The organism is Hyphococcus lacteus, assembly GCF_041058985.1.
GTDB lineage: Bacteria > Pseudomonadota > Alphaproteobacteria > Caulobacterales > Parvularculaceae > Hyphococcus > Hyphococcus lacteus.
The window spans coordinates 1,647,731-1,665,371 of record NZ_JBEHZE010000001.1 but is presented as its reverse complement, the minus strand read 5'-3'; the positions used below and the strand labels follow the sequence as shown (position 1 = coordinate 1,665,371).

The following is a 17,641-nucleotide window of genomic DNA, read 5'->3' as shown; positions in this document are numbered from 1 at the left end:
GCAAGAAATTTATGGATACGTCCTTAGATCAATTTAACTTGGTGATCCAATGAGCGCCCCTAACGAGATTCTAATCGTCGGCGCTGGCGTTGCGGGCCTCTATACCGCGCTAAAACTAGCCCCTCGCCCCGTCACTATCATCACTGCGCGACCAGTCGGAAAAGGTGGCGCAACCCCGTGGGCGCAAGGCGGCCTTGCAGCAGCAGTCGGGCCTAACGACACGCCAAACCTCCACTTTGCCGATACGATGCAAGCGGGTGCCGGACTGGTTGATCCAGAAGCCGCCAGCATCCTCGCTGATGGCGGGCCAGATGCCGTAGAAGATTTATTACACTTTGGCGTCGCGTTTGATGTCGATGAAAACGGTGCCCTTAAAGTCGGGCGCGAAGCTGCGCATTGTCGCGACCGCATTGTGCATGCAACCGGCGACCAAGCTGGTGCAGCTATCATGGATGCACTGGTCAAGGCCGCGCGCGCGTCAAAACATATTACAATCCTTGAACGGATCGTTGTTGAAGACCTTTTAGTAGATGATAACGGAACCGTGGGCGGCGCTTTAGTCTTTGACGTCGATGCCGGCGAACGCGCCGTGTTCGATGCTGGTCAAACGATTTTAGCAACTGGTGGTCTCGGCGGTCTTTATGCTGTCACGACCAATCCGACGCCAGCACAGGGACACGGCCTTGCTTTTGCTGCACGGGCGGGCGCGATCATCCGCGACCCTGAATTTGTTCAATTTCATCCTACCGCGCTTGATATCGGTGCAGACCCCGCCCCCCTCGCAACTGAAGCATTACGCGGCGAAGGAGCAAAGCTAGTCAACAAAGATGGTCGGCCCTTTATGGTCGACTATCACAAAGCCGGAGACCTTGCGCCTCGCGATATCGTTGCGCGGGCGGTTGAAACTGAAATCCGGTCAGGTCGTGGGGCATGTCTTGATGCCCGCGAAAGCATCGGCAAAGCATTCCCGACAGCCTTCCCTACGGTTTTTGCATCATGCCAAGCCGTCGGCATTAATCCGCAAACTGAGTTGATGCCCGTTGCCCCCGCAGCCCACTATCATATGGGTGGTGTGTTGACTGATCTAAACGGCAAAGCATCTGTTGATGGGCTTTGGGCGGTTGGCGAAGTCGCCTCGACCGGCGTTCATGGCGCAAACCGGCTGGCGTCTAATTCACTGTTAGAAGCCATCGTCTTTGGTGCGCGAATTGCCGATCAGCTCCGTGACGCAGAAATCACCGTTCCCAATGATGCGGGCGCGCCGGGCGATCGCATGGATTTAGAATCTAAACCAGCTGACAAAAACGCCATGATGCGCTTGCGACAGGCCATGAGCACAGGTTGTGCGCTGGTTCGAGATGACGAAAGCATCAATAAGGTTCTGAGCGTTATTCATGAACTCAACGAACATAAAGCAATGACTAGCGGCCTGAAAAGCGCGTTAGTCACTGCAGAATTGATTGCTCAGGGAGCCTTGATGCGCGAGGAATCGCGCGGCGGGCATTACCGAAGCGACTATCCGGACACAGAAGATGAAGCCTTTCATACAGAAATCTGCACGACAGATTCTTATGAGAATGGCGCGGATTATGAAGACGAGTTTGACGAATGACCCTTGCCCCGATGTTACCGATTATCGTTGAAGATGCTGTGTCGCGAGCATTACGCGAAGATTTTGGCGATGCAGGCGACATCACAACCAACGCGACTATTCCGGCTGACGCGACAAATCGTGCCGTCATAGCTGCACGCAAACCCGGCATTGTCGCTGGCGTAGATGCAGCGCTCGCTGCCTTTCGACTCGTCGATCAAAACACTGTTGTCAGCGTAAAAAAGGGTGATGGTACAACTGTAAAAAAGGGTGATGTCATACTGTCAATCGACGGTACTGCGCGCGCGATTTTATCGGCTGAACGCGTGGCGCTTAACTTCATGTGTCACCTATCGGGCATTGCGACGGCGACTGCGGCGTTAGTCCACGAAGCCAAAGGCACGACCGCCAAAATTGTCTGCACAAGGAAAACAACACCGGGCCTTCGCGCGTTTGAAAAACACGCCGTTCGTTGTGGCGGCGGACATAATCATCGCTTTGGGCTTTATGATGCAGTGATGATTAAAGATAACCACATTGTGGCATCAGACGGAATTACAAAAGCACTCACGGCGGCGCGCAATACCATTGGCCACATGACCAAAATCGAAATTGAAGTCGATCGGCTAGATCAACTCGAAGAAGCGTTGAACAATGGGGCCGATGTAGTCTTGCTTGATAACATGTCTACGGACGATTTGCGACAAGCCGTTAAAATCAACGATGGCCGCGCCATTTTAGAAGCTTCGGGCAATGTCACAGCCGCAACTGTTCGTGCCATTGCGGCAACCGGCGTTGACGTGATCTCATCTGGATGGATCACCCACTCAGCACCAAACCTCGATCTCGGTTTAGATTTTTTATAAATTAATCTGCCTACAGATTACATTGCCGCTGGCGCTGCTGCCACGGCACGACGACTTGGGAATTTATAAAACTTATGCGTTCCGATAGTCGCCGTTGGCGTCAGCGAATCCGCCCAATGGGGCGTGACGTAATCTGCATGATAGTGTGTCGCATTACGGCTAACCGGCGCATGCAAGCCAGCAAGAATAGCACCCGAAAGATCTTCGGACTCTTTCCACTTACGCTTGTTGCGCGTGGCCTGCATTGACCCATCACAAGTGAACGAGAACTGACACCCCGTCCGGCGCTCAGAACCTTGGTAGACAACTTCGCAAATGGAATTTGGATAAACCGGGGTCGCGACCCGATTGAGGATTACATCGGCAACGGCAAGCTGCCCAATTCGCGGCTCTGACCGGGCTTCATAATAAATAGCCTCAGCCAGACATTTACGCTCTTCGGCGTTGATCTTGGCAATCGTCAAAGCCGTAAAATCAAACGTCGCCAATGACTTCAGCGGATCGCCCTCCATTAGGACATCACTTGTGGCTTTTGCTGGCTTCAAGCGTGGCTGCTCAAGCGAGCGGCGCGTTGCAGCGGTTTCAGCCGCTAGATATTTTGCAAGATCTTCGACTAATGCCGCCTCTTCCGCGATTGCCATTTGTGTTTCGCGCCGAACTTCGGCACGATTCGCATTGACGGTCGCGCTCATGGCGCTCGCGACAGCACAAATGGACAACATGCCGGCAGCCAAAAGGCTCCGTAATGTCCAATTGACCTCGTGGCCGTGATGATCGCGACTAACTTTCAACGTGCACTCGTCTCTTCGAATTCATCTTCCGCGCGAATATTGGTGCGAAAGGCATCTCTATCAACGGTCAGCGTCAACTGCGTAACGCCGTAGTCTGACCCGCCAAAGATGAACCCTTTCACAAGGAACAACTGGCGGACGTAAAAGACGCGTCCTTGCGGGCGCGCCGATTGATCAGAATATGGCGCCGCAATGTGGATTACGCAAATGAAATCGGCGTGTGTTAACCTTTTATTAACCCTACTCAGGATGAGCTAACCCATTGTATTCGCTATGATTCGCGAATTGGGGAAATTAATATTTACCAATTAGGCGGTTGATCCACCGTCATTTTTGCGAAGTTTTGCTTGCGCTGCAGCAAGACGGGCGATTGGCGTCCGGTATGGCGAACAAGACACATAATCCAGCCCCGCCCCTTCGACAAAATTGATAGAATCCGGGTCCCCGCCATGCTCACCGCAAATCCCAAGCTTGATGTTCGGACGAGTCGCACGCCCCTTTTCTGCGGCAATTTCCACCAAAGCGCCCACCCCATCGGGGTCAAGCGTCACAAATGGATCCCGCTCGAAAATGCCTTGGCGCATATAATCCGGCAGGAATGACGCCGAGTCATCGCGTGACAAACCAAAGGTTGTTTGCGTCAAGTCATTGGTCCCGAAGGAGAAAAATTCAGCATCCTGCGCAATGGCATCTGCCGTCAACGCAGCACGAGGTAACTCGATCATTGTGCCAACAAGATAGTCGAGCTTGATCCCGTTTTCCTTGAGTACCTCGATTGCAATACAATCAATCCGCTCCTTCAAGAACGCCAACTCCTCGCGCTTAGCAACAAGCGGAACCATGATCTCCGGTGTAACCTTCTCGCCAGTTTCTTTCGCGACATTACATGCGGCTTCCATAATCGCGCGCGCCTGCATTTCGGAAATTTCTGGATAAGAAACACCTAAACGACAACCACGATGACCCAGCATCGGATTAAATTCGTGAAGCTTGTGCGCACGATCCTTTAGTTTTTGCGCGTCCATACCAGATGATTTCGCCACTTCTTCAATCTCATCATCCGAATGCGGAAGGAATTCATGAAGCGGCGGGTCGAGCAGGCGAATAGTAACCGGCAAGCCGGCCATCACTTTGAACAGCGCCTCGAAATCTGAACGTTGCATTGGCAGTAACTTTGTCAATGCAGCCTCGCGGCCTTTTTTATCTTCCGCCAAAATCATCTCGCGCACTGCGACAATACGATCAGCCTCAAAGAACATATGCTCTGTGCGGCAAAGACCAATGCCTTCGGCACCAAAGTCACGCGCGACCTGTGCATCATGCGGGGTTTCCGCATTCGCCCGAACGCGCATCCGCCGCACCTTATCAGCCCAGCCCATTAGCTCGCCAAAATCGCCAGATAGCTCGGGCTGAACCGTAGGAACAGCGCCAAAAAAGAGCTTACCCGCGCCGCCATCAATCGTAACGACTTCGCCTTTTTCGACTTTGCGACCGCCAACAGTAAAGAACGCCTCGCTCTTGTCGATCTTGAGATCGCCAGCACCACAAACACATGGTCGCCCCATGCCCCGAGCAACCACAGCCGCATGTGAAGTCATACCACCGCGTGCTGTCACAATCCCTTTTGCCGCGTGCATCCCGTGAATATCTTCTGGGCTGGTTTCAACGCGAATTAGGATGACGTTTTTGCCTTCCTGCGCGAGGCGTTCGGCCTCGTCAGAATTAAAAACAACCTCGCCCGACGCAGCGCCCGGCGATGCTGGCAGACCCGTCAACACCAAATCACGCTCTGCGTCAGGGTCGAGTGATGGGTGTAACAACTGATCGAGCGAATGTGGATCGACACGGTTGATCGCTTCTTCTTCCGTAATCAGACCTTCTTTGCACATATCGACAGCGATTTTTAGTGATGCTTTCGCCGTACGTTTGCCGTTACGGGTCTGAAGCATCCAGAGTTTGCCATCTTGAATGGTGAACTCGATGTCCTGCATGTCGCGATAGTGTTTTTCGAGCTTATCAAATACCGCACACAATTCGGCGAATGCGGTCGGCATCGCCTCTTCCATCGACGGTTCTTCATCGCCCATTTTAAGGCGCGATTCTTTGGTCAGCGCTTGTGGTGTGCGGATCCCGGCAACCACATCTTCGCCCTGGGCATTAATCAGGAATTCACCATAGTAATAATTATCACCCGTTGACGGATCACGTGTAAACGCAACACCCGTGGCCGATGTCGCCCCCATATTACCAAAGACCATCGCCTGAACGCTAACGGCAGTGCCCCAGCTTTCAGGAATATGGTGCAACCGCCGATAAGTGTTGGCCCGATCATTACGCCAAGAGTTAAACACCGCAGAAATAGCGCCCCATAGCTGTTCTTGGGGGTCTTGCGGGAATGGCTTGCCGAGGGCGTCTTCGACGACTTTCTTATAGCCAGAGATAATCGTGCGCCAATCATCGGCAGTCATTTCCGTATCAAGGAAATAGTCGTGCTCTTCTTTATAGGTTTCCAGAATTTCCTCGAATGAGTGATGGTCAACTTCGAGCACCACGTCAGAATACATCTGGATAAAGCGACGGTAGCTGTCATAGGCAAAGCGCGGGTCACCCGAAAGCGTCGCTAGGCCCTCAACTGTCTCGTCAGTCAGGCCAAGATTAAGGACAGTGTCCATCATACCTGGCATAGAGGCACGCGCGCCCGACCGGACGGAGACTAACAAGGGTCGCGATTTGTCACCAAATTTCATGCCGACGCTTTCGCCGACCTGAATGAGCGCAGCATCAATTTGAGCCTTCAATCCTTCCGGATAGGTGCGATCATTCTTATAAAATTCAGTACAGACTTCGGTCGTGATCGTAAAACCAGGAGGCACAGGCAAACCAAGGCTCGCCATCTCACCGAGATTGGCCCCTTTACCGCCCAAAAGATTGCGCAAAGAGGCATCGCCCTCTGCGTTGTCTGCGCCGAAACTGTAAACCCATTTCATATTATCGCCCATGGTGCTCCCGCCATGTGTTACTAAAAATCAATCGACCAATAGAGACTTATTCCAAAATTTATTCATCAAATCAGTCAGACCATGCCTTAATGCACCGCAACCGTACAGCCAAGCCAGAAATTGCCGCATCTACATATCGCGGATCAATATAACGCCATGAATATTAGTGGTGGATAACTATTCACCATATTTTTTTACGTGATAGGATGGCTCACGAAGGGCTATTCGACCACCAATAGCCGCCTTTCTGTGGGCCAATAGTTGCCTTGAGTTTGAATATGGCCGGCAGAATGCCGCGCAATTGGGGGATTGCATGGGAGAGAAAGCCCATCACGCCAGATCTATGTCGATCGGCGACATTTTATTCAAACGGGCATTCGCACGTTTAGTTTTTTTAATCCCACCGCTATTTTTTTTCGGCAATGCCCTTGCTCAAGACCCCAGTAGCCATGCTCAGGAACCCGGTGAAATACTAAGCAGTTTCCTTGATCCAGCCTCGGTCATCGGTGCTGGCATCGTCGTTGCCATTATCGGCCTTGTTCTGTTCGCCGCCCTCACCTCCAAACGGCTCGAAGGGTCATCGCTCTTTAACCGGCTGTTCGTGGTGGTGGCGGTTACCGCCGGATTTTTCAGCGCTGTCAGCTCCGCCATCGGATTTGGGCTCATTACCTCTCAGGAATCCACCGACTTTTTCCGAAATGCCGTCCTGCCGCCTGCCTTTGGGGTCTTTGTGTTTTGTTTGGCGGTTGCGATTTGGGTCGGCGGCGCAGAATTCGTTCGTCATCGCGATTGGCTACGAGATATCAAAGGCGGTGCGATTGGCGATCTCATCTTTTTTATAGAACGTGCCTTTAAGCTCTTTGTGGTCATTCCGGCGTTGGCGTTGATCCTGTTTTTTGTCTCCACATGGACGACCGTCGTGGGGGTCGGTGGCGTCGATGCGGTCCGTCATACTTATAGTGCAGAAATAGACCGCCTCGCTGCCGAATGCGCCGGAATCACCACCTATCGCCAGCGCGATTTCTTGTTTCGCGAGGATTTGCGCCTGTCGGTACGTGACGTGACGCGGGTTGCCGATGCCGAACGCAGCGGCGGCAGCCAATCTGGAGCCGCAGGTCAAGGCGCGGTGAGCGATTACTACAAAGGGCTGGCGGCGTGGTATCAGGGCCTAGAAGCAAGCGTTACAACCTTGATTGACGCCGATGACCCGTCAGGCATGAATCCGTATGACCCCAATATTTGCGCCAACAAAACTAGCAGCCTGAGCAAGCGCCTTTCCCTCAACGCATTTGAAAATGTCGATAAATGGTCGCGAGAGTTTGAAACCGAATTCAACGATTTCGCCAATGTACTCAACCGTTGGCGACATGACCGCCGGATCGAACGCCTGCTCGATCAGCAGCTCTCGAATTTTGACCGCGCCAATCCACGCCCGGTCGGCGCACGTATTTCTGCGCGCCAACACGAAGCCATTGATAGCTATGCAGATGATGTAGAGCGCGCGCTAAAATCTTTGATCAGCAAACAAAAGCGCCAAAAGCCCCCGGTGCCGCTAAAATCCGAAGCGGAAAAGTCACCCGCGCGTGGCCTCGATATTTTCCGCGAGATGATCTCACCTACGCCGCCACCGCCTGAACCCGAAACCATCTCGCGCCGTCAGGAAATTGTCGATGCGGAATTCGTACCCGGCCTATCGACCATCACGCCGCGCGACGCGGTCTTGAAACACGCAAATATATTTTCTGACGTGTGGGCCCTCGCCCTTAGCTGGGATTATGCGCCCTATCTATTGATGCTCGCATTTTTGTTCTTTCCCAGTGCCGAACGCGCGGAGGGTTATAAGGATTGACACCATACTTTGACACGTCCGCAGTTTCACGCGATTAAGCCTTGATGGAACATCGCGCACTTATTTTCACGGTACATAAAGCGGCCTCGCTTGGCGTATATGACGTAATGCGCCGCATCGCCCGCAAAGAAGGCTGGCCGCTGCATTCCGCCAATATCAGAACGCCCAATCTGCAAGAGCCTGAAAAACCCGGCGACGAAAATTTTTATCACCAACTGGGTGGCAAAACCGGCCTTGTCGGCCCGGTGCGCTATCCGGTTTTAATTCCTGATGATGCCCGCGCGAGCGACAGATTCATTCTTCATTTGCGCGATCCGCGCGATGTTCTCGTCTCTATGTTTTTTTCATATGTCTACAGCCACCCCGGCGTAGACGAGGAATGGCGTCAACGCCAAATTGAGCGCGGTGTCGACGAATTTGTCCGTAGCGAGAGCAAAAGCCTTATAAAACGCTATGACCTCTACGCGAATGAATATTTGTCCCTGCCCAATCTAACATTCCTGCGTTATGAGGAATTTATTGCCGACCGGCCATCATGGCTCGAGAAACTTTTAAACGGGCTTGGGGTGAAAGACGGGCTAAAACGCTATCGTCGCCTCGCCAATGACAACCCTGCGGCAAAGGTAAAAAGAGAAGACAAAACCCGCCATATCCGCAAAGCCACGCCCGGTGATTTCCGCGAGAAACTCAGCCCAGAGACAATCGCAAGACTCAACAGTGATTGGTCGGACATCCTCAAGACCCTGGGGTATGAGGACTAAAGCTTTGCGCTCGGTTTTTACGTAACGCCCGCGCTCGCTCGTTCGCCATTTATTTGCCGCCGCCCCTGCGGGGAGGAATTATACATCTAAAAAGTACGTCCGTAACCGACTAATTTGACTCGCCTTTTAGACATCCAATCCTGCGAACGATTTTCCCTCGTCGGTAATCTCCCAGCAACGTTTTTCGTCAGGCGTTTCTGAGATGTTACGAATATATCCGCGATCGTGAAGCGCTTCGATTGCCTTCGTATTTACGACCCCGCCACTAAACATCGTGATAATCACTTCGCGCAATTCGTCGTCTTTCATTGCCTCTCATCCCTGTACTGCTTAGACGATGTTGAGCCGAGCCGTTCCATGATAGAATCGGCGGGCTCATCGCTTTCCTGATCCACCTCAATCTCTTATGTCTTCTTTATTAACTGGCGTGATTTACCGGAATCAACTCGCTTTCGTGCAGATGGGCGCTTCTTATTATCTTTTTTCTTGGCATCTTTCTTTCGTTTCCGTTTCCGTGTTGCTTTATCCGCATATTCGAACAAAGGGCCATCACCGCACTTTGCGGCCACTTTCGTTTTTTTCTTCTTACTGCGCTCCACAGCTCTGCGCCGTTCAATCTTTAACAGCTTCGGGTCTTTGTTGGGAATGGTCCGGAGTTTTCCGTCCACTGTCCATTTAGCCGGCACAACGAAAAAGGATTTTTTCGCCTTAGTTCGTTTAACTTTCGTTGCGATTTCGGGCCACCAGAGAACCAGGAGTGCACACTTGCGCCAGAACTTCCACTCCGACCATTGCGCCTCAAAGAATATGACAATAAATCCGTGCTCTATTAGAGCGAGCCGTTCGTGGGGCCGGTGTCGCATGTTTACATCACCCGATATTACTACCTTGCCGCCATCGTCAGCAAATCGCTGTAACCAAGGTGTGTCGTCGTTTGGACGATAATCCAAATCACCGGGTTTTGGTGCGTAATCATCCGCCGCTTTAATGTCGAAATGGCCGGAAATTTTGCGAAATTGACGTTCGTTAGCGAAGCCTCTTAGGACTCTCACCATGCCGATAGGAACATTCTGATCAAATACAACTTTCAAGCGGCTTTCTCTAAGCTAGCCTCAAACTTCACAGCTTCTCTGACATATCGTTCAGAAATGTCATAGATATCCGCAACGAACCCAATATTGCCTTCGACCTTTACAGACTTAGCCAAAGTTTCGGTTGGTATTTGACTACGTTTTAATACGGGGTGCCCGAAAGCGATGCACGGATGCACAATTACATTAGGCGCAATGTCCGGCCTCGGAGTCCATTGTATAGCTTCTCCATCCGGATCAAATATAACGTTCTCTTTAAAGGACTTCATTACAACAGATGGCATCTCGTAATTCGTAGACCGCAGATCATAGATCAAATTTAGGCCGTTTTTTCTAGCAAGCTCCGCAACAATTTTTCGACCGTCTGTTTTGAATACTGAACGAGTTGCAAACGGATGCGGATGATCCAATAGTTCCTTTGCTTCATCCATTATGTTCCGAATTTCATTCAAGCGTACTCCTGCGTTAGAAAAGCGCGCAATAAACCTAAGCTCCATCAGATTTGCAAAACTAACCGCAGTTTTCCCGCCAACACGACCAAGCTGATTTGTGATGACGGGGTCTTGTCTGTTTTTTTTACCTTCAACCCATATACGAACATCTTCTTGTGTAGCTTCGACAAGCTCCGCAACATCGGGAATTGTATAGATACCCATTTCTAGCAAATCCAGACGTGACATTTCTAATTGCCTTAGCTGTTGTTTACTGACGAGGCCCGGTAGTTTAGTCGCTTTCCAACGATACCCCGAAAAGGTTGTCACCGCGAGCCTTATCCTCAACGCCGACGGCGGAGCGATTATTGTAACGAAAATCAAATTCTGCAAGATAACGCTGCAGCTATACTTGCGTGTGTTAGCCCTCTAGTTTTGAGAAATCGGAGAGGCTTGAGGTTGCAGCGCGGAAGCGCGCCAATAGCGATAGGCGATTGGCGCGAAGGTCCGCATCGTCCGCATTGACCGTGACCTTTTCAAAGAACGCATCAAGCGGGCCGCGCAGGCCGCTAAGTGCTGTCATCGCGGCTTCAAAGTCCTCTGCGGCGACCGCTTTTTCGGTTTTGGTTTCCGCGTCTTTCAGCGCATTAAAGAGCGCTTTTTCTTCGGCTTCCGCGAGGCGGTTTTCCTCTACACCATTCGGATCGGCGGGTTTTTTGTCTTTCTTTTCTTCCGCCTTCAGAATATTCGCTGCGCGTTTATAGGCGGCTGCGAGGTTCGCCCCATCATCAGTTTTGAGAAATGCTTCCAATGCAGAAAGCTTTGACGCGACCAATACGAAATCATCCGCAAGCACGCCATCGGCGGTGACCAATACGGCATCAATCGCATCGTGCTTGTGGCCTTTGTCCTTTAGATAGACTTTAAGGCGGTCATGGAAGAAAGAAACGAGGTTCTCGCCGAATCCACCTTCCTTTGCGATCGCGCCCAAACCGCTGATTGCCTCTTTCACCAGCAGCATCAACTCTATGCGAACTGTGTTTTCTTCGATCAGCTGGATCACGCCCAATGCGGCGCGGCGCAGTGCGAATGGGTCTTTCGAGCCTGTTGGCTTTTGGTCAATCGCCCAAAAGGCCGTAAGCGTATCAATTTTATCGGCAAGCGCCACGGCCACGGAAACCGGGTTGGTGGGCACGTCATCATCTTGGCCGGCTGGCTTGTAATGATCGCGGATCGCATCAGCGATGTCGGCGCTTTCGCCCTGCTCTATCGCATAATAACGGCCCATCACGCCCTGTAGCTCAGGGAATTCATAGACCATACCCGTGACCAAATCGGCCTTGGCCAGCTTCGCTGCGCGTTCGGCCACATCGGGGTCCGCGCCGACCGTAGGCGCAATCTCGCGCGCGAGGGCCGCAATCCGGCGGGCTTTGTCACCCACAGAGCCAAGCCCTTCAAAGAATGTAACCTTGTCGAGATCGTCGATCCGGTCGGCGAGTTTCGTGCCGAGATCCTGGTTATAAAGATACCAGCCATCGGACAACCGCGCAGTCAAAACCCGCTCATAGCCGGTGCGCATGGCCGCGCCGCCATCGGGCGCTTCGAGATTGGCCACATAGACAAATTTGTTCGCGAGCCGTCCGGTCTTTGGATTGCTGACCGAGAAATATTTCTGATGCCCGCGCATGGATGCGGTCAACACTTCATCGGGCAGCGCGAGGAATTTCTCGTCATAGGTGCCCATCATCACGATCGGCCATTCCGCCAGCCCCGTTACCTCGGCCAACAGTCCCGCATCCTCAACGAGTGCTAATCCTTGCGCGTTGCATAAGGTTTCAGCATCGCGAGCGATTAGCTCTTTCCGCTCTTCGGCATCAAGGATCACCTTGCCGTCGCGCAGCGCACCGGCATATGCCTCAAATGACCGTGCCGTGATCTCGCCTTTGCCCATAAAACGGTGGCCGTCAGATTTGTCGCCGGCGGCAATGCCGTCGATCTCAAACGGTACGACCTCGCCGTCAAACACGCATAGGATCGAATGGATCGGTCGCACCCAGCGTAGATCGCCATCACCCCAACGCATGGACTTTGGCCACGAAAAGCCGCTCACAATTTCAGGGATCAGATCAGCAATAAAACTGGCGGTCTCGCGGCCCTTTTGATCAATCACCGCGACCCAATAGGCACCCTTTTTGTCTTCGCGTTGCTCGCATTCATCAAGCGAGGTTAGGCCCGCAGATTTCAAGAACCCCTCCACCGCGCGATCAGGCGCGCCAACGCGCGGGCCTTTTTTCTCTTCGCGCCGGTCGGGCTGACGCGCCGGCAGACCGGTTGCGACCACCGTCAGGCGGCGCGGGCCAGAGAACGCTTTTACCCCTTCGGGCAGATATCCAGCATCAATGAGCGCCTTGTTGACGGCGCGCTCAAGATCAGCAGCAGCGCGGGGCTGCATTCGGGCGGGGATCTCTTCGGAGAAGATTTCTAAAAGAAGTTCTGGCATGGGGCCGGTTTCTAGTGGGGCTTGGCCCTATGAGCAAGCGGCTTTAGCCGGTCATCCGCCGAACCTGCACCGCATTGATGCGAACGGCCAGTTTGTCCTCTGCATTAAGAAAGTCCGCCTCGACGTGGATCAGGGTCTTGGACGCATTGGTCACCCGCCCCGCAATCTTGGCCAGCGGCATCATGAGGGGGCGGAAAAAGTTGGTCTCAAGCCGGGACGTCCGAAATCGCTCTTTATTGTCGCTCAGAACTGTCATCGCCGTCAGACCCGCCACATGATCGGCCACTGACGCAATATGGCCCCCAAACATCACGCCATCGGGCATGACAAACCGGTCATCAATATCCCACAACAAATTAAGCGCCCCCCACGACCAATCAGTCAGGGTAAAGTCGCCCAGCTTTTCGCGCGACCAATCATTAAAGCGTGATCCACCATCTTTATACCCGTTCAGGATGTCAGTGTGTCGTTCGGAGGTCGTATTCGCCATTTAATGCCCACTCATATTCGAAAACAGATTCATCACCATAATACCGGCGATGATCAAGGCCATGCCCAACCACGCCGCAAGGTCTGGTATCTGACGATAAAGAACAATGCTGATCAGTGCCACTAACACGATGCCAGCGCCAGACCATATCGCATAGGTGATACCAACTGGAATCTCCTTGACGACATTCGCCAAAAGATAAAATGAGATGCCGTAACCGGTAACAACCAAAAGTGACGGAATCAGGTTCGTAAAATTGTCCGACGCTTTAAGGGCACTCGTGCCAATAACTTCAGCAACAATGGCAATCGCTAATTGGATATAAGCGTTGGGCATAAAAACTCCTGTTAACGCAAAACGCAGTGATCGAGCCCGTCGCGGCGCACGTTATTCATTCGTGCGCGAATTGTTCCTGCCCGGCCACGAACATAAGGCCCCGGCGGATCAACGCGCCATTTATGAGGGTTCGGCAAAACGCTAGCAAGCAATGCCGCCTCTTGACGGGTCAGGTCACGTGCGCTTTTGCCGAAGCGCGCACGCGCAGCTGCCTCGGCTCCGAAATGTCCATCACCCCATTCGGCCACGTTCAGATAAACTTCCATAATACGGCGTTTCGGCCATAGGCTTTCGATGACGACGGTCATCCACGCCTCGCCGCCTTTTCTAACCCAACCGCCGCCGTTCCAGAAAAAAGCGTTCTTCGCGGTCTGTTGCGAAATGGTCGATGCACCGCGCAGCTTGCGACCGTTCTTTTTCTCAATCAGCGCTTTATCAATGGCCTCTAGGTCAATGCCATTATGAAGGCAAAACCGCGTGTCTTCAGCAGCGATTACCGCCGTCACCAGATGCGGCGAAATCTCGTCGAGCGGCACCCAAGGATGGATAATTACGTCGCCGCTCATCTTGCGCTGAAGCATCAAGATCGTCCCCGGCGGCGGCGCAACCCGATAAAGCCCCGCCCAAACAACCGACCCAAGCACCAGCCCGAACAGCACAAACCCCGCAAGCCGAAACCCGCGCGCAACTTTGTTTTTCGCAGTCGCTTTTTTCTTGCGCCGCTTGGTTTTTGGTTTGGTTCTTTTTGGCGCAGTCAACGCCATGCAGCACTCCATAAAAAAAAAACGGGCGGCGCAAACGCCGCCCTGTCTCCATCAATGATGGGCGTTCGCCCCTATTTAATCAAGGACAACACCACCGCCGATACAACCCATCCGACGAGTAAATGCGATGCATCAATCAGCAACAAGGTCGTGTTGTGCGCAGGACTATAGAGATATGCATAATTCGCAAAGGGGAGCGCGAGAAAGAACCACAAGATAACGGCCGTCATCACGGCAGCCCCCATGGTGGCGACACCTTTCCACTTCAGCACCAAGCCAATGCCGATAACTTGCATCAGTGTAATGACGAAGCCCCCAAGCATATAAAGACTACCGCCGGCCCCAGCGGTTTCAGCCGTAACGCCGTTTGCCTCCATCCAAATTTCGGCAAACACCAACCCATACCAAACGAACCCAACCATCCAGAACGCAAGCGTTGCGACCAAAACACCAACGAGATTCAAACCTAAAACTCTGGGCATGTTGACCCTCCCTTTTATGTTGAGGGCGGATTATACGGTGTTTCGCGATAAGCGAGCAATGGAGCGTAAATTCGGCTATTTAGCGAATAGGCCAAAGCTCTGGAACCGCGTCATAAAAGGGCTGTAGTCCGTAGGCTGCTCGTCCGACAAAAGATCATCAGCAGCAAACTTGAACCAGTTTTGGGCGCTTTTCACCCAAATATGACCAGCAGGGCGAACCCAGCTAGTGTCATCGAATGTCCCCGCTCGCAGGCTTAAAATACCAATTGATGGACTTTGACCATTGGCAATGCGGCTGCCGCAATCATTGCAGAAATAACCAAAGCGCTTATTTCCCGCATCGGATGTCCATTCGGTTTTTGATGCCGTACCGCGATTAAAAGAAAACGCAGCTTCTGGCACGGTCGCCGATAGAACAAATGCACTACCGGTTTGTTTTTGGCAGTTAGTGCAATGACAGGCGTAAATCATCAGGGGCGCTGCCGCTAATTCATAGCGCAATGCCCCACACTGACATCCGCCTTCAAGCGGCAAACTGACCATTATGCCTCCGCGTAATCGACGATCCCCGCACCGGCACTTCGGCCCTGCGGGCTTTTTAACCACGCCTCGCAACAAGCCTTTGACAAGGTCCGCACACGAAGAATATAGGACTGCCGCTCTGTCGCGGAAATAACGCCGCGCGCGTCAAGCAAATTGAATAAATGGCTTGCGGCAATACAATGATCATAGGCCGGAAGCGCAAAAGACGTCCCAGCCGCCTCACCCGCTTTAATCACACTAAGGCACGCGGCTTCTGCTTCGCGGAACTGATCAAGCAATACATCAGTGTCTGCGAGATCAAAATTATACTTTGAAAACTCAACTTCCTGCTGATGAAACACGTCACCATAGGTAACCGCATCGTCGCCTTCGGCACCGTTAAAGTCGAGGTCGTAACCATTATCGACACCCTGCACATACATCGCAAGGCGCTCCAGCCCATAGGTAATCTCCCCGGTTACGGGCTTGCAATCGACCCCGCCGACTTGCTGAAAATACGTGAACTGGGTGACTTCCATACCGTCGCACCAGACTTCCCACCCAAGGCCCCATGCGCCCAGGGTTGGGCTTTCCCAATCATCCTCAACGAAACGAATGTCGTGTACGGAACGATCAACCCCAATCGCATCAAGCGACGCTAGATATAGCTCCTGTATATTGTCCGGTGACGGCTTAAGCACCACCTGAAACTGGTAATAATGCTGGAAGCGATTTGGGTTCGATCCAAAGCGGCCATCGGTCGGACGGCGGCATGGTTGAACATAGGCTGCCTTCCATGGCTTTGGCCCCAAAGAACGCAATGTCGTCGCCGGGTGAAACGTCCCCGCGCCAACTTCTTTGTCATAGGGTTGCAAAATAACGCAGCCCTGATCCGCCCAATATTGTTGGAGCGTGAGGATTAACCCCTGAAAGGATTGCTTCTTTTTCTGCGTGGTCATTGTTTTCGCGCCAATTCGTCAAAGCCATTTGAAATTTGCGCGGACGCTAAGAGCGCCCCATAGCAACGTCAAGCTTTGGAAGGCTACCCCCGCCTCTAATTTGCAGGAAATACGCCTAAAGTGCGCGCATTGCTTCGACAATACGGGTCGATTCTTCAATTGGGGGCGGCGCATCAAGCGCGTCTTGGAAATAGCGCCGTGCAATGCTTTTCTCGCCAGCCTGTAACGCAATCAACGCGCGGCCCACATGGGCCTCATAATTGTCAGGCGTATACTCCAACAACCGCGACAGCATTGTCTCGGCGAGTTCGGCGTTGCCCGCAGCAGCCTCACACAAACCCACATCAACCATGGATTCGAGCGCCCATGCGTCGCTCTGAAGGCTAGCCTTAGCGGACGCGCAATATCCCTGCGACAGGTTCTTACCCAAAAGGGCTTTGACCCTGTCGGTATAGTTAAAGGGTTGCGCGGGCGCTCGTGGTGTTGTCTGCAGCTGACGGTGAGCGGCTTGCGCCTGTAATGGACGAGAAACTACCTGCTGCTCACGCAGCGCAGGCACCGGCGGCTGTTGAACGGGTTGCACACTCGCGAGACGTGCACCTGTCGGCGGCGTCAGACGCTCTGGCGGGGCCAACGCAGAAAAGCGCGACAACCGCTCGGGCGCACTTTCACGCAAAACCGGCTTTTCAACACTCGGCACCGAAGCATTTAACACCGGCGTCGCTATCTGCGCTGAGCGCGGTTTTGCATCGGCAAAGAATAGATCAATACATGTCGCAGCACGTTCTGAAATAACGCACGGTTTCGCATTTGCGTATTCAATCAATCGCGCAGGATTGACGCTCATGAGGCTGCCCGAGATTTCGGGGATCAGCTCAAAACCGTCAAGGTTTTTGCTACGATCCGTCAGGTCAAGCGACATATCAGAGGAAACACCGCGCAAGAAAAACTGTTGATCGGCACGTTTTTCAATACTGCACGGCCCCTCACAGATAAGCGCGATGCGGGTTTGCAGATCGCGTTCACCAACCTGCACATCCTCAAGCCCGATACCACCAGCAGCAAACGCATTACCCATAACAAATGGCGCTGCGAGTAATGCAGCGGCAAGCAGATGCGACTTGGCCCTGAGTAAAGATTTCATATGACACGCAAAAACTGGCGATTAACGCTTACTTCTCCACAGAGTCGGGTACTTTGGTCAATGGA

At 52.8% G+C, this 17,641-nt stretch carries 17 protein-coding genes and 1 pseudogene; 4 read left to right on the top strand and 14 right to left on the bottom strand.

Annotated elements, in window-relative coordinates:
- Positions 1–49 precede the first annotated feature (49 nt).
- Both ABFZ84_RS07990 and nadC read left to right on the top strand, forming a co-directional pair.
- Complete coding sequence (locus ABFZ84_RS07990; RefSeq protein ID WP_369313453.1) at positions 50–1,612, top strand: L-aspartate oxidase; 1,563 nt, start codon at positions 50–52, stop codon at positions 1,610–1,612.
- The gene (gene nadC, locus ABFZ84_RS07985; RefSeq protein WP_369313451.1) at positions 1,609–2,457 is read left to right on the top strand and encodes a carboxylating nicotinate-nucleotide diphosphorylase; all 849 of its coding nucleotides are present in this window, start codon (positions 1,609–1,611) and stop codon (positions 2,455–2,457) included. Before ABFZ84_RS07990 ends, nadC begins: the two co-directional genes overlap by 4 nt.
- Positions 2,458–2,474: 17 nt before the next feature.
- Here the strand turns inward: nadC and ABFZ84_RS07980 are convergent, their stop codons facing one another.
- Positions 2,475–3,248 (bottom strand): cell wall hydrolase, encoded by a 774-nt coding sequence (locus ABFZ84_RS07980; RefSeq protein ID WP_369313449.1) that lies wholly within the window; start codon positions 3,246–3,248, stop codon positions 2,475–2,477.
- Between the two features lie 308 nt (positions 3,249–3,556).
- A complete protein-coding gene (ppdK, locus tag ABFZ84_RS07975; protein WP_369313447.1) occupies positions 3,557–6,247 on the bottom strand; it encodes a pyruvate, phosphate dikinase in 2,691 nt (896 codons plus the stop codon).
- 313 nt (positions 6,248–6,560) lie between these two features.
- Here ppdK and ABFZ84_RS07970 point away from each other — a divergent pair, with 313 nt between their 5' ends.
- Together ABFZ84_RS07970 and ABFZ84_RS07965 are read left to right on the top strand one after the other, a co-directional pair.
- Positions 6,561–8,096, top strand: coding sequence for a TrbC/VirB2 family protein (locus ABFZ84_RS07970; RefSeq protein ID WP_369313446.1), 1,536 nt, complete (start codon positions 6,561–6,563; stop codon positions 8,094–8,096).
- A 44-nt stretch (positions 8,097–8,140) separates the two neighbouring features.
- Positions 8,141–8,857 carry a sulfotransferase domain-containing protein gene (locus ABFZ84_RS07965; RefSeq protein WP_369313445.1) on the top strand — a complete coding sequence of 239 codons (717 nt, stop codon included), beginning with the start codon at positions 8,141–8,143 and terminating at the stop codon, positions 8,855–8,857.
- A gap of 126 nt (positions 8,858–8,983) precedes the next feature.
- On the opposite strand, the gene ABFZ84_RS07960 is transcribed toward ABFZ84_RS07965, so the two are convergent.
- The 12 genes and pseudogenes from ABFZ84_RS07960 to ABFZ84_RS07905 all read right to left on the bottom strand — a co-directional run bounded on the left by ABFZ84_RS07960 (position 8,984) and on the right by ABFZ84_RS07905 (position 17,576).
- A complete protein-coding gene (locus ABFZ84_RS07960; RefSeq protein ID WP_369313444.1) occupies positions 8,984–9,166 on the bottom strand; it encodes a hypothetical protein in 183 nt (60 codons plus the stop codon).
- A 95-nt stretch (positions 9,167–9,261) separates the two neighbouring features.
- A complete protein-coding gene (locus tag ABFZ84_RS07955; protein ID WP_369313443.1) occupies positions 9,262–9,948 on the bottom strand; it encodes a PIN-like domain-containing protein in 687 nt (228 codons plus the stop codon).
- Positions 9,945–10,628, bottom strand: a complete 684-nt coding sequence (locus ABFZ84_RS07950) for a hypothetical protein (RefSeq protein WP_369313442.1) — start codon at positions 10,626–10,628, stop codon at positions 9,945–9,947. Before ABFZ84_RS07950 ends, ABFZ84_RS07955 begins: the two co-directional genes overlap by 4 nt.
- 11 nt (positions 10,629–10,639) lie before the next feature.
- Positions 10,640–10,785 (bottom strand): annotated as a pseudogene (locus ABFZ84_RS07945) (IS1595 family transposase); the annotation flags it as partial.
- Between the two features lie 15 nt (positions 10,786–10,800).
- Positions 10,801–12,879, bottom strand: a complete 2,079-nt coding sequence (glyS, locus tag ABFZ84_RS07940) for a glycine--tRNA ligase subunit beta (protein ID WP_369313441.1) — start codon at positions 12,877–12,879, stop codon at positions 10,801–10,803.
- Between the two features lie 43 nt (positions 12,880–12,922).
- Positions 12,923–13,369, bottom strand: a complete 447-nt coding sequence (locus ABFZ84_RS07935) for a PaaI family thioesterase (RefSeq protein WP_369313440.1) — start codon at positions 13,367–13,369, stop codon at positions 12,923–12,925.
- Positions 13,370–13,705 (bottom strand): DMT family transporter, encoded by a 336-nt coding sequence (locus tag ABFZ84_RS07930; RefSeq protein ID WP_369313439.1) that lies wholly within the window; start codon positions 13,703–13,705, stop codon positions 13,370–13,372.
- 11 nt (positions 13,706–13,716) lie between these two features.
- On the bottom strand, positions 13,717–14,469 hold the full coding sequence (mtgA, locus tag ABFZ84_RS07925) for a monofunctional biosynthetic peptidoglycan transglycosylase (protein ID WP_369313438.1): 753 nt from the start codon (positions 14,467–14,469) through the stop codon (positions 13,717–13,719).
- A 71-nt stretch (positions 14,470–14,540) separates the two neighbouring features.
- Complete coding sequence (locus tag ABFZ84_RS07920) at positions 14,541–14,951, bottom strand: DUF1761 domain-containing protein (RefSeq protein WP_369313437.1); 411 nt, start codon at positions 14,949–14,951, stop codon at positions 14,541–14,543.
- A 75-nt stretch (positions 14,952–15,026) separates the two neighbouring features.
- Positions 15,027–15,494: a GFA family protein gene (locus ABFZ84_RS07915; RefSeq protein ID WP_369313436.1), complete on the bottom strand. Its 468-nt coding sequence runs from the start codon at positions 15,492–15,494 to the stop codon at positions 15,027–15,029.
- Positions 15,494–16,432 (bottom strand): glycine--tRNA ligase subunit alpha, encoded by a 939-nt coding sequence (locus ABFZ84_RS07910; protein ID WP_369313435.1) that lies wholly within the window; start codon positions 16,430–16,432, stop codon positions 15,494–15,496. Before ABFZ84_RS07910 ends, ABFZ84_RS07915 begins: the two co-directional genes overlap by 1 nt.
- Before the next feature lie 115 nt (positions 16,433–16,547).
- Positions 16,548–17,576 (bottom strand): tetratricopeptide repeat protein, encoded by a 1,029-nt coding sequence (locus tag ABFZ84_RS07905; RefSeq protein WP_369313434.1) that lies wholly within the window; start codon positions 17,574–17,576, stop codon positions 16,548–16,550.
- Positions 17,577–17,641 lie beyond the last annotated feature (65 nt).

Coding starts and splice junctions, on each gene's coding strand:
- ABFZ84_RS07965 (WP_369313445.1), top strand. CDS start 8,141: ATGGAACATCGCGCACTTATTTTCACGGTACATAAAGCGGCCTCGCTT.
- nadC (WP_369313451.1), top strand. CDS start 1,609: ATGACCCTTGCCCCGATGTTACCGATTATCGTTGAAGATGCTGTGTCG.
- glyS (WP_369313441.1), bottom strand. CDS start 12,879: ATGCCAGAACTTCTTTTAGAAATCTTCTCCGAAGAGATCCCCGCCCGA.
- ABFZ84_RS07920 (WP_369313437.1), bottom strand. CDS start 14,951: ATGCCCAGAGTTTTAGGTTTGAATCTCGTTGGTGTTTTGGTCGCAACG.
- ABFZ84_RS07905 (WP_369313434.1), bottom strand. CDS start 17,576: ATGAAATCTTTACTCAGGGCCAAGTCGCATCTGCTTGCCGCTGCATTA.
- ABFZ84_RS07935 (WP_369313440.1), bottom strand. CDS start 13,369: ATGGCGAATACGACCTCCGAACGACACACTGACATCCTGAACGGGTAT.
- ABFZ84_RS07930 (WP_369313439.1), bottom strand. CDS start 13,705: ATGCCCAACGCTTATATCCAATTAGCGATTGCCATTGTTGCTGAAGTT.
- mtgA (WP_369313438.1), bottom strand. CDS start 14,469: ATGGCGTTGACTGCGCCAAAAAGAACCAAACCAAAAACCAAGCGGCGC.
- ABFZ84_RS07970 (WP_369313446.1), top strand. CDS start 6,561: ATGGGAGAGAAAGCCCATCACGCCAGATCTATGTCGATCGGCGACATT.
- ABFZ84_RS07950 (WP_369313442.1), bottom strand. CDS start 10,628: ATGTCACGTCTGGATTTGCTAGAAATGGGTATCTATACAATTCCCGAT.
- ABFZ84_RS07915 (WP_369313436.1), bottom strand. CDS start 15,494: ATGGTCAGTTTGCCGCTTGAAGGCGGATGTCAGTGTGGGGCATTGCGC.
- ppdK (WP_369313447.1), bottom strand. CDS start 6,247: ATGGGCGATAATATGAAATGGGTTTACAGTTTCGGCGCAGACAACGCA.
- ABFZ84_RS07990 (WP_369313453.1), top strand. CDS start 50: ATGAGCGCCCCTAACGAGATTCTAATCGTCGGCGCTGGCGTTGCGGGC.
- ABFZ84_RS07910 (WP_369313435.1), bottom strand. CDS start 16,432: ATGACCACGCAGAAAAAGAAGCAATCCTTTCAGGGGTTAATCCTCACG.
- ABFZ84_RS07960 (WP_369313444.1), bottom strand. CDS start 9,166: ATGAAAGACGACGAATTGCGCGAAGTGATTATCACGATGTTTAGTGGC.